Genomic DNA, 10,052 nt, shown 5'->3' on the forward strand with positions numbered 1-10,052 from the left:
GAAACCGCTCAATCCCGTTCTGTTAGCTAACTTTGCATTCAAACGTTTATTTGACGCATGGAAATATCCAAGAAAAAACCATTTTTCGCAATAAGAGAACCGCTTACCTCCTACCTCGATCAATACAGCAGACATCTGGAACTACCAGTTAAATACGATGAGCTGGCTCAGTACAGAGAGAGTTTTCCGCTATTCGATAAGCACGATAACAACACGCTTTGGGATTGCCTCATTTACGATGAGTCGTTTTACGAGGAGTTGCATGAAAACTTATTGATGACGTACTCGCTGCTCAAAACAGACGGAGATAAAGAAATAACGAATCACCTGCGTGTTGAGCGAATAGACTTTTGTCATTTTGGTAACTCGAAGCCTTTTAGGGTGAAAATCGTAAACCTGCTGAATGACAACTACGATTACATGTACGTCAAAAAAGCTGATTCTTCACGTGTTTACGGTTTGGAACTTGAACACCTGCTCTCTCCTAACTTCATCTCATACCTGGTTCATGATGATACGCTAGTTGAGGAACACATAGCCGGAATTCCGGGAGATGAGTTTTTGAAAACCGAACTGGAACGACCCAACTTCAATCGTGTGCGTTTTGTGAAAGAGTTTATCAAGTTCAACGAACGCTGTTTCATCAGGTTGTTGGGAGACATGAGATCGTACAACTACGTTATTGACATCACGCCCGACTTTGAAGATGAACAGTACAGAATTCGGGCAATCGACTTTGACCAACAGAGTTACGAGGGAAACAAGAGTGTTTATCTACCGCAGTACTTCAAGGAAAACAACCCGATCATTGAAATGGGAATGGACTTTGTTTCGGTTGCCACAACCCGTCAGTATCAATTCGAGGAACGGACACTTATAGCCAGGCGACTAAAACTGGAATATGACCGGGTTGATGAGTTAATCGAGTGTATGCGTGAAGATACCATTTCAGTTCCCGAAAAGGTTGAACAACTGAAACAGGATCTCAACCAAATGTCTGACACGACAGTCTTTAACGAATGTACCAATATGGGCGACATCCTCAAGGTTCAGTTGCGATTCATGCTTTCGGGACACGTAGCGAAGTTGAATTTTTAGTTACTTTTTAGTTGTCTCTTCAGTGATACTCTGTCCTTATTTTCAAGTTTTCTACTTCAGTATAGTTTAATTCCAGTAGTTTAGAGTAATAGATGTTTCATACTTCAGAGTATTTAAACTTTTTATTCTGCGTTAATATTGAGTATCTTTGGTTATGGCGTTTAGTCAATTATCAAAATTTGAAATAGTTTAATTAATGAACTCTAAAACACTGATAAGAATTTGGTGAATGATCATTATTTAATCTTAATTACAAATTGTATTATGAAAGTATTATTGGACATAAAAGACAACAAGGTTTCGTTTGTAATGGAACTACTTAACAGTTTGAATTTTGTCAAAGTTAAACCGCTTTCTGATGATAAAGCGGAGCTTATGAGCAATATTAAAGAAGCTGTTGATGAACTTAATTCAATCAAAGAAGGTAAATTAAAAGGGATTCCTGCAAAAGATTTACTTGATGAGTTATAATGTTATTGCGGTTCCAAAATTCAAAAAGGAACTCAAGAAACTAGCTAAAAAGTATCCCTCTCTCAAAGCTGAATTTGCTTCATTAATTAGAAGTTTAGAAATTGAACCAAAACAAGGTAAAGAACTTGGTAAGAACTGCTATAAAATTCGCCTTGCCATTAAATCTAAAGGTAAAGGGAAAAGCGGAGGTGCTAGAGTGATTACTAATATTGCTATCTCCAACAATATTGTTTATTTACTTTCCATTTATGATAAAGCAGACAAAGAAAATTTGACAAATAAAGAATTAATAGAACTCTTGAAAGCTATTAAATAGTTATACAATAAGCATTTCAGTATTAATATATGAACTCAGGTCACACTCAACCTCTATCGTTTTCCATTTTACAGCTTAACTCTTCTTCGCCTCCTGCCAAATAGCTTCCATTTCTTCGAGCGACATCTCTTTGAGGCTCTGGTTCTGACTATTCGTTTTTTCCTCGAGGTATTGAAAGCGTTTGATAAATTTTCTGTTTGTTTTCTCAAGTGCATCTTCAGGATTGACGCCAATAAATCTAGCGTAGTTGATGAGTGAGAACATCAAGTCGCCAAACTCCTCCTCCATGCGTTCTTTGTTTCCGTTTTTCTCTTCTTCACGAAATTCCTGAATCTCTTCCTGCACTTTATCCCAAACCTGGTCTTTATTGTCCCAATCAAACCCAACTCCTTTAACCTTTTCCTGGATTCGGCTCGCTTTCACGACAGCCGGTAATGATTTGGGAACTCCCTGCAAAACAGACTTCTTCCCCTCTTTGAGTTTTAGTTCTTCCCAGTTCGCTTTTACTTCTTCCTCCGTTTTGGCCTCTACATCACCGTAAATGTGCGGATGCCTGTGAACGAGTTTATCACAAATTGCATTCAACACATCAGCCACATCGAATTCATTCTTTTCACTGGCAATTTTCGAATAAAAAACCATGTGTAGCATAATGTCGCCAATCTCACCTTTGAGCTCTTCATAATCCTTGCTCAAAATGGCATCACTCAACTCGTACGTCTCCTCAATTGTTAGGTAGCGCAAGCTGTCGAGCGTTTGCTTTCTATCCCACGGACAACCTTCTCTCAAGTCATCCATAATGTTCAATAACCTCTCAAATGCTTCTTTTTTTTCTTCGATTGTCGCCATAAATAATTGTGTTCAATAATGCAGTTCAAAGGTACTTGGAATCCATCAATTTTTGGTCAGATCGCGAGTTCAATCAAAAATTTCAACAAATCCCGAACGTAAATTATCAGTTATCGTACTTTTGTGATGTAAAAGAAAAGATTATGGATTGGACAGTTATTTTAGTTGCTATTGGAATGCTCGCACTTGCATTTGCCGGAATCGCTATCAAGATTCTCGTGAAGAAAGACGGTGAATTTGCCGGAACCTGTGCAGGTAACAACCCTATGCTCAACGAAGAAGGTGTTACATGCAGCATGTGTGGAGCTGAGCCAAATCAACAGTGTCAAAATGACGATAAGAAGGAAGCTTAAATTTCTTCTGTCATTTTTTTCATTCCTTCACTCATCCACGTTTTAAATTCTCCACCCTCATCGTAAATGAGGTAAACATCCATTTTTACATCAGTATTAGACTGTAGAAATTCTTTTGTTTTCTCAGTTCCCATTACCATGAAAGCTGTTGCGTAAGCATCTGCTAACGTGCAATCTTCCATGACAACGGTCGTACTCAAAAGATTGTGTGTAACAGGTTTGCCCGTTTTTGGATCAATCGTATGAGAAAAACGTTCACCATCCTGTTCGTAGAACTTTCGGTAAGATCCCGATGTAGCAACAGATTGATTTTTCAAAGTCAGAACAGCTTGTAGTTGACGTTCCTCATCAGGTGAAACCGGTTTATCAACTCCTATTTTCCAGTATGTTCCATCATTTTTCTTTCCCTTCGTTTTGATTTCACCTCCCAGCTCGATCATGTAAGAATCGATATTTTGATCATTGAATAAACTAGCTAGTTTTTCAACCGAGTAGCCCTGAGCAATTCCGTTAAAGTCGAGTTGCATATCAGCATTTTTGCGGTAAAACATCCTTACAGGCCCTGCTTTTTCTGTCGAGTCAAAACGCGTAAGGCGGACACTTTGAAAATCAAAAGCTACAAGCGGCAAAAGAGCATTTACAGATTCATCGGTTACGTTTCCTCTTTTTTCCAATCCAAATCCCCATAAATTCACAAGCGGACCGATAGTTGGATCAAAAGCTCCATCAGTCTTTACATAAACCTTACGAGCCATTTTGAAATTATCAGTGACATAATTAAACGTGTCATGTACCACAACCTCATTTGTATCTTTTGTATTCATGGCTGTAATTACAGATCCTTCATTCCAGCCGGAAAGCGAAAAGTCAATCTGCTTGAGCAGCGAGTCAACATCGCTTTTGAGCGAATTTTCAGCAGCTTTACCGTAGTACGAAATGTGATAAGTTGTTCCCTGCGCCTCGCCTGCAATAGATTTTTGGTCAGAGCCATTAGTTTGCTCCGTAGCCGTATCTTTGGTCTGGTTCTGACCGTTGTTGGAATTACAGGAAAAGAGAAAAGCCAATGCTATGGTCGCGTAAATGAATCTCATAATTTGAATTTGTTGCAAAGATGCTAACTGCAACGGAAACGAACCTGAAGAAAATCATTTTTTAACTCGCAAAATCTGCTTTGTTTTGCGTCAAAACGATAAAATCATGGATGAAGAAATTCTAAAAAGAATTCAAAATAAATACAAAGCACAGGATGAAAACCCTGAAATGTATTTGCACGGTCTACTCCACCAAAAACCTGTAAATTACTGGGAATATGTTGAAGTAGACACACTTTTAACGCTTCAAAAAACACGCACTAACTTCCATGATGAAACAGTTTTCATCGTCTATCACCAAATCACAGAGCTCGTTTTAAAGTTGATGATTCACGAACTCAAGGTTCTGACCAAACAAAGAGGACTGTCTGTTGAGGAAATGGCTGAGAAAGTCTATCGCCTCAACCGTTACACTTCAATGCTAATCAATTCTTTTGGTGTTATGACGAAGGGAATGGATTACGATGCTTACAACCAGTTCAGGTTGAGTTTGGCACCCGCGAGCGGATTTCAATCTGCACAATTTAGGTTGATAGAACTTTACTGCACTAAAATGGAAAACCTCATTCACGAAAAACGAATGAAGGATGTTCCAAAAGATGCAACAACCGATGATCTCTTTGATTATGTTTACTGGCAGGAAGCCGGACTCGATCACAAAACGGGGAAAAAATCGCTCACTCTGCGCGAGTTTGAAGAAAAATACCTCGATGAATTCAAAGCGCTTGCCCGTGATATGAAGGATAAAAACCTCCAGGTAAGACTCGAGCAGATGAAAGATGAAGGAAAAGATGTGGAACCGCTCAGGAATGCGCTTCGCACATTTGACAGGGCTTATAACATTGAGTGGCCTATCGTTCATTTGCAAACGGCTAATAGTTATTTAGCCAGAAAAGGTGAAGCGAAACAGGCTACTGGTTCCAGCGACTGGCAAAAATATCTTCACCCGGCTTTTCAACGCAGAAAGTTCTTCCCCAATGTTTGGTCTAAAGATGAGTTAGACAATTGGGCTAAAGATTTCTTATAGTGGAAAAGAAGACGCTCCGGAAAAAGATTTTAGCCGAGCGGGATGCTCAATCAAAAGCTGAACGAGAAGCAAAAGACAAACAGATTTGGAATCGGCTTTTCAATACTGAGGAGTATCAAAAGTCAACAACCATTTTCGTTTTTATCAGCTTTAAGAGTGAAGTCTTTACCCACGCAGCAATTGAAAAAATGCTGAAAGATGGAAAGCGTGTTTGTGTTCCGGTTATACCTCGAAAAAACGACCCTATGGAAGCTCGCTACATCGAGCAGATATCTGATTTGAAAATGGGGTTGTACAATATCATGGAACCTCCTGCTTCAGCTGAAAAAGCGAACCAAAAAGAGATTGATCTTATCATTGCTCCGGGAGCAGTTTTCACAAGAAAAGGAAAGAGAATAGGTTACGGAGGCGGTTATTACGACCGCTTCCTCTCCAAATTCAACGGTGATATTATCGCCATTTGTTACGATTTACAAATCGTTGATGATTTCAGAATTGATGAGTGGGATGTGAAAATCCAAAAAATCATTACTGAGAATGAACTTATAGCATGTTGATTTATGAATTCCAGAACAACTATAACGAAGATATTGGAAAATTAAGATAGGCAGCTAGTGTGTCTTCGTCATATCTTCATCAACAACAAGGATGAAATCTGCCCGATTTTCAAATTCACTTTTCCATTCTGCATCCTTTCCAATAACCGTTGACATCACACCAACTTTCAACTTGGGCGCGTACTCATTCAGGTACCAATAAATTCCGCCTTTATTCGCGCTGTGATAATCACCCTGATAGTGGATGAACTGCGCTTTTTTGTCTTTTTCGGTCAGAGCCTGAGCTATGCGATGTGCCATTGTCGCGTCTTTGCTGGCCTGGGCTTTTACCATGTTCAGCATTCTGTCACCTCCACCGTGGCCATGAGCTCCGCCCATCATGCTCATCATTTCGCTGTACCCGGGAGCTGCTGTATCAAACGGAATTGGAAATTCCGGTAAAAGTGATTTTTGATGTTCGTTTAAGCTATCTATTCCTTCAAATCCGGTTCTTACGATCATCGATGCGTATCTTCTGGGAATATTAGTGGCGATGAAAGGTAACTTGTTCTCATTCGCAAATTCAACCAGTGGTTTATAATCTGTTTCGTAATTAGGCCAAACTTTCGCTTCTTTTTGAAAATCCTTGTGACGGATAATTCCGCTCAGGTATTCGTCCATAATAACCTGGTCATCGGCTTCAAACATTTCAGCTCCGAGGACGAGGTTTTGGTTCTGATCGTGAATTGCTTTCGTTATTTCGAGCTGCATCCAATGAGCGATAGGATCATTGTGTTGCTCGCCTACCAAAATGACATCCTTTTTGCTAAATGATTTGATTAAATCAGTGAAGGTTACTTCTTTTCCTTTTGAGTTGTAGATCTTGTAAGCTGCTAAGTCCTGACCTATCAAACTAATATTCAGCAAAATGGAAACTAATAGAAGTACTCTACCTTTCATAATTGTAAGTTCTGTTGAAAATTTGGCTTACAAAGATGAAGGAAATTTGCGAGAAACGAATTGACAAAAAAATTCGATTACTACTTTTGCCGCATGGATTACGAGCCGTACATCATTGGCATTGCCGGAGGAAGTGCATCCGGAAAGACCTCATTTTTAAAGGACCTCAAGCGCAATATGCCAAAGGGCTCAGTGTGCATCATTTCACAGGACAACTACTACAAACCGATTGAAGAACAAAAGATCGATGAAAACGGACAGGTCAATTTCGACTTGCCCGATAGCATCAACCGTATTCAGTTTTACCGTGATTTGATCAGCATCAGGAAAGGTGAAGAAATCACGATTAAGGAGTACACGTTTAACAATAAGAAGAAAACTCCCGGTTTGATCAGGGTTCAGCCTGCTCCAATTATCATCATGGAGGGATTGTTTATTTTCCACTACGAGGAGATAAGAAAAGCTTTGGATTTACGCGTTTTCATTGATGCTCGCGAACACGTTAAATTGGAGAGAAGAATCAAGCGCGATATTGAGGAAAGAGGCTACCCCGAAAAAGATGTGCGTTACCAGTGGAATAACCACGTTGTTCCATCTTATAAAAAGTACCTGGAACCGTATCGAGATGACAGCCACATCATCATCACCAACAACAGTCATTACAGAAAAGGTCTTGAAGTGCTCGTCAACCACATGAAGATTCACTTACCTGAACATTTCAGCAATCGCTTTATCAAAGCCAAAATTCCGGCTACAAAAGAGAACTAAATATACCCTGCTTCTATTTGCTGAACGATAAACTCGATTTCTCTGTCGGCTCCATCAGGATCGTAGTTTGTTTTGAGATTGTGTCCGAATAACCTGGCAAAACTCTGCCAAAAAAATGCGGTGAATTGACCTCTAAGGTCTTCAACCAACTCGTAAGATGTATCTCCAGTTTCCCTATCAATGAGTTTGATGAGAATACGTCCTTCACTCATTGTCAATTTTTTGAGATCAGCACCGTACTCTTCTTTAAGCTCTTCTTCAATTTGCTTGTAGAATTTTTTCTTTTGTCTTTCACTCTGAACAGTATCCAGAATTGAAGCATATTCGCGAAGTTTTTTCCCCGCCAATTTTGCATAGGGATAAACCTTTACCACTTTCTTTTTGAGCTTCTCGTATTTTTTCTGCTGTCTCCTACTCTTCCACGTTCTCTTTTCCCAAACATAAGTCGGTTTGAGTACGATTAGCGGAATGGTATCGCCATTGTGAATGGCAGATCGCGTTACCACCTCACGGCTGGGCTGGCTCTGACCGAAACCTGTCAAAACCAAACTCAAAAGAAACGATATGATGAGCAATTTGCGCATAACTTACCTAGTTCAATAAACGTACCAACAGGCTTAAAATTACACAAATTCAATGAATTAAATCAACATTTATCACCTCTGACTGTCACTTAACCTTTCCATAATTCGGTAAACAGCCGGGCAAATGCGCGTATTTTTCACGGTCAGATCCATGATTTGCTGCATGTTTTTGCGATTCGTGTGTGGATATTCCCGGCAAGCTCTCGGGCGAACCTCATAGATGCTACAATAGTTATCATCTCCCAAAAAAGCACAGGGAGATTTTTTTAGAACAAAGTCACCATCCTCATCTTCCCTGAGGTATTTCTCAACAAAATCTCCCGGTTTTAATCCCAGATGTTTTGAAATACGCTGGATATCGCGCTCGATAAAAATCGGGCTGGTTGTTTTACAGCAATTAGCACACTCCAGGCATTCAATATTTTCAAAAGCCTCTTCATGCAGCTCGTGAAATGTATAATCCAGCTCACGCGGGGGAATTTTTTTCAACCTTTGGGCAAGCTTTTTGAAAACTTTCTTTTTGGATGCTGCAAGGTCTTTTAATTTCGAAGGCTCAACCATTTCCATAATGCAAAATTGCAGCATAAATGGCTAAACCGAAAAAATACTACGTCCTTTATAAACCGGCAGGTTACCTTTCTCAATTCTCACCGGAACACGGTAAGAAATGCCTCAGCGATTTAGTTGATGTGCCAAAAGATGTTTACCCGGTTGGCAGACTCGATGAAATGAGTGAGGGTATGTTGTTGCTCACCAACGATAAAAACGTCAATCAGCAACTACTCGATCCAACAAACAAGCACGAGCGTTCTTACCTCGTGCAGGTTGAAGGTCAGCTCAACAAAAAAGCCGTTAAGCAACTCAAAGAAGGTGTTGAAATCACTCTGCCCGATGGCCAGTACACAACCAAACCAGCAAAGGCTCAAAAAACAGGAAATCCAAAACTCCCCGATCGTGAACCTCCTGTCTCCTTTGACAAGAGTAAAGGTGTTTCGTGGCTCAAGTTGGTTCTGACCGAAGGAAAAAACCGACAGGTACGAAGAATGACCGCAGCAGTTGGTTTCCCAACTGTAAGGTTGGTCAGAACCGGAATTGAAAACCTCGACCTGGGTCCGCTAAATCCCGGTGAATTACAAAAACTGGACAGACCAACATTTTACGATAAGCTCAATCTACATTAATTTGCACAAAAAAATTACACATGTTCAACTTTGAATGGCTCTCGACTCCAGATGGCTGGATTGCTTTTTTAACTCTAACATTTTTGGAAATCGTTTTAGGGATTGATAACATTATTTTCATCTCCATATTAACCAATAAACTTCCTGAAAAAGTTCGACCAAAAGCTCGCACGGCAGGTATTGGTTTAGCATTGCTTTTCAGGATTATTATGCTTCTCGGAATTACGTGGATCATAGGCTTTACGGAACCACTTTTTGCCATTTTTAGCTATGAAGTGACCGGTCGCGACTTGATCCTCATGCTTGGCGGACTTTTCCTTCTCACAAAAAGTACCAGAGAGATTTACCACAAAACAGAAGAGGTTGAATCGATTGAAGAAGATGCCAAACAAACGGCAGCTAAAAACATGATTGGTATTATCGTGCAGATTGGTCTGCTGGATATCGTCTTCAGCTTTGACTCAATCTTAACTGCAATTGGGATGACTGAGCAAATTACAATTATGATTCTGGCAGTGATTATATCGCTCGTTATCATGCTCATTTTTGCAGGTAAAATCTCCTCGATTATTGAGAAGCATCCATCACTACAAATGTTGGCCTTGAGTTTCTTAATTCTGATAGGTTTTGTCCTGATTACTGAAGGATTACCCGGAGAATTGAGCGTTCACATGCCAAAAGGGTACATCTATTTTGCGGTTGGATTCTCTCTAGCTGTTGAGTTACTCAATATCAAAATGAGAAAGGCTCGGGATAAATCAAAATCGTAGACTTTATAAAACAAAAAAACCAGCCCTTTCGAGCTGGTTTTTTGTTGT

At 39.9% G+C, this 10,052-nt stretch carries 14 protein-coding genes; 9 read left to right on the plus strand and 5 right to left on the minus strand.

Features of this window, described 5'->3' with window-relative positions; all coding sequences use genetic code 11:
- The first annotated feature begins 57 nt into the window (after window positions 1-57).
- From F3059_RS02985 to F3059_RS02995, 3 genes are all read left to right on the plus strand, one after another.
- Window positions 58-1,098: a hypothetical protein gene (locus F3059_RS02985; RefSeq protein WP_151166459.1), complete on the plus strand. Its 1,041-nt coding sequence runs from the start codon at window positions 58-60 to the stop codon at window positions 1,096-1,098.
- Window positions 1,099-1,362: 264 nt separating this feature from the next.
- Window positions 1,363-1,569 (plus strand): hypothetical protein, encoded by a 207-nt coding sequence (locus tag F3059_RS02990; protein WP_151166460.1) that lies wholly within the window; start codon window positions 1,363-1,365, stop codon window positions 1,567-1,569.
- On the plus strand, window positions 1,559-1,885 hold the full coding sequence (locus tag F3059_RS02995; RefSeq protein ID WP_151166461.1) for a type II toxin-antitoxin system RelE/ParE family toxin: 327 nt from the start codon (window positions 1,559-1,561) through the stop codon (window positions 1,883-1,885). Before F3059_RS02990 ends, F3059_RS02995 begins: the two co-directional genes overlap by 11 nt.
- Window positions 1,886-1,960: 75 nt before the next feature.
- Here the strand turns inward: F3059_RS02995 and mazG are convergent, their stop codons facing one another.
- Window positions 1,961-2,734: a nucleoside triphosphate pyrophosphohydrolase gene (gene mazG / locus F3059_RS03000; RefSeq protein WP_151166462.1), complete on the minus strand. Its 774-nt coding sequence runs from the start codon at window positions 2,732-2,734 to the stop codon at window positions 1,961-1,963.
- Between the two features lie 143 nt (window positions 2,735-2,877).
- Here mazG and F3059_RS03005 point away from each other — a divergent pair, with 143 nt between their 5' ends.
- Window positions 2,878-3,087, plus strand: coding sequence for a membrane or secreted protein (locus tag F3059_RS03005; RefSeq protein ID WP_151166463.1), 210 nt, complete (start codon window positions 2,878-2,880; stop codon window positions 3,085-3,087).
- Here F3059_RS03005 and F3059_RS03010 read toward each other — a convergent pair.
- Entirely contained in the window at window positions 3,084-4,178 is a 1,095-nt protein-coding gene (locus F3059_RS03010) for an FAD:protein FMN transferase (protein WP_151166464.1), read from the minus strand. The two genes, F3059_RS03005 and F3059_RS03010, sit on opposite strands and share 4 nt — an antisense overlap.
- Before the next feature lie 106 nt (window positions 4,179-4,284).
- Between F3059_RS03010 and F3059_RS03015 the strand changes: the two genes are divergently transcribed.
- Together F3059_RS03015 and F3059_RS03020 are read left to right on the plus strand one after the other, a co-directional pair.
- The gene (locus F3059_RS03015) at window positions 4,285-5,205 is read left to right on the plus strand and encodes a tryptophan 2,3-dioxygenase family protein (RefSeq protein WP_151166465.1); all 921 of its coding nucleotides are present in this window, start codon (window positions 4,285-4,287) and stop codon (window positions 5,203-5,205) included.
- A complete protein-coding gene (locus F3059_RS03020; RefSeq protein WP_170265009.1) occupies window positions 5,205-5,762 on the plus strand; it encodes a 5-formyltetrahydrofolate cyclo-ligase in 558 nt (185 codons plus the stop codon). The genes F3059_RS03015 and F3059_RS03020 overlap by 1 nt, the downstream gene beginning before the upstream one ends.
- A 54-nt stretch (window positions 5,763-5,816) precedes the next feature.
- Here F3059_RS03020 and F3059_RS03025 read toward each other — a convergent pair whose 3' ends face one another.
- Window positions 5,817-6,701 carry a ChaN family lipoprotein gene (locus F3059_RS03025; RefSeq protein ID WP_151166467.1) on the minus strand — a complete coding sequence of 295 codons (885 nt, stop codon included), beginning with the start codon at window positions 6,699-6,701 and terminating at the stop codon, window positions 5,817-5,819.
- A gap of 60 nt (window positions 6,702-6,761) precedes the next feature.
- On the opposite strand from F3059_RS03025, the gene F3059_RS03030 reads away from it, so the two are divergent.
- Window positions 6,762-7,469, plus strand: a complete 708-nt coding sequence (locus F3059_RS03030; protein WP_223274528.1) for a uridine kinase family protein — start codon at window positions 6,762-6,764, stop codon at window positions 7,467-7,469.
- Here the strand turns inward: F3059_RS03030 and F3059_RS03035 are convergent.
- Both F3059_RS03035 and F3059_RS03040 read right to left on the minus strand, forming a co-directional pair.
- Window positions 7,466-8,053, minus strand: coding sequence for a DUF4294 domain-containing protein (locus F3059_RS03035; protein WP_151166468.1), 588 nt, complete (start codon window positions 8,051-8,053; stop codon window positions 7,466-7,468). The two genes, F3059_RS03030 and F3059_RS03035, sit on opposite strands and share 4 nt — an antisense overlap.
- 72 nt (window positions 8,054-8,125) lie before the next feature.
- On the minus strand, window positions 8,126-8,614 hold the full coding sequence (locus F3059_RS03040) for a YkgJ family cysteine cluster protein (RefSeq protein ID WP_151166469.1): 489 nt from the start codon (window positions 8,612-8,614) through the stop codon (window positions 8,126-8,128).
- Window positions 8,615-8,640: 26 nt separating this feature from the next.
- On the opposite strand from F3059_RS03040, the gene F3059_RS03045 reads away from it, so the two are divergent.
- The gene (locus F3059_RS03045; RefSeq protein WP_151166470.1) at window positions 8,641-9,234 is read left to right on the plus strand and encodes a pseudouridine synthase; all 594 of its coding nucleotides are present in this window, start codon (window positions 8,641-8,643) and stop codon (window positions 9,232-9,234) included.
- A gap of 20 nt (window positions 9,235-9,254) precedes the next feature.
- Window positions 9,255-10,004 carry a TerC family protein gene (locus F3059_RS03050; RefSeq protein WP_151166471.1) on the plus strand — a complete coding sequence of 250 codons (750 nt, stop codon included), beginning with the start codon at window positions 9,255-9,257 and terminating at the stop codon, window positions 10,002-10,004.
- Window positions 10,005-10,052 lie beyond the last annotated feature (48 nt).

It is taken from the genome of Salibacter halophilus, from assembly GCF_008806325.1.
In the GTDB taxonomy this organism is placed as follows: Bacteria; Bacteroidota; Bacteroidia; order Flavobacteriales_G; family Salibacteraceae; genus Salibacter; species Salibacter halophilus.

Excerpts from the sequence above, each read along its gene's own strand:
- F3059_RS02985 (WP_151166459.1), top strand. The coding sequence starts at position 58 with ATGGAAATATCCAAGAAAAAACCATTTTTCGCAATAAGAGAACCGCTT.
- F3059_RS02990 (WP_151166460.1), top strand. The coding sequence starts at position 1,363 with ATGAAAGTATTATTGGACATAAAAGACAACAAGGTTTCGTTTGTAATG.
- F3059_RS02995 (WP_151166461.1), top strand. The coding sequence starts at position 1,559 with ATGAGTTATAATGTTATTGCGGTTCCAAAATTCAAAAAGGAACTCAAG.
- mazG (WP_151166462.1), bottom strand. The coding sequence starts at position 2,734 with ATGGCGACAATCGAAGAAAAAAAAGAAGCATTTGAGAGGTTATTGAAC.
- F3059_RS03005 (WP_151166463.1), top strand. The coding sequence starts at position 2,878 with ATGGATTGGACAGTTATTTTAGTTGCTATTGGAATGCTCGCACTTGCA.
- F3059_RS03010 (WP_151166464.1), bottom strand. The coding sequence starts at position 4,178 with ATGAGATTCATTTACGCGACCATAGCATTGGCTTTTCTCTTTTCCTGT.
- F3059_RS03015 (WP_151166465.1), top strand. The coding sequence starts at position 4,285 with ATGGATGAAGAAATTCTAAAAAGAATTCAAAATAAATACAAAGCACAG.
- F3059_RS03025 (WP_151166467.1), bottom strand. The coding sequence starts at position 6,701 with ATGAAAGGTAGAGTACTTCTATTAGTTTCCATTTTGCTGAATATTAGT.
- F3059_RS03035 (WP_151166468.1), bottom strand. The coding sequence starts at position 8,053 with ATGCGCAAATTGCTCATCATATCGTTTCTTTTGAGTTTGGTTTTGACA.
- F3059_RS03040 (WP_151166469.1), bottom strand. The coding sequence starts at position 8,614 with ATGGTTGAGCCTTCGAAATTAAAAGACCTTGCAGCATCCAAAAAGAAA.
- F3059_RS03045 (WP_151166470.1), top strand. The coding sequence starts at position 8,641 with ATGGCTAAACCGAAAAAATACTACGTCCTTTATAAACCGGCAGGTTAC.
- F3059_RS03050 (WP_151166471.1), top strand. The coding sequence starts at position 9,255 with ATGTTCAACTTTGAATGGCTCTCGACTCCAGATGGCTGGATTGCTTTT.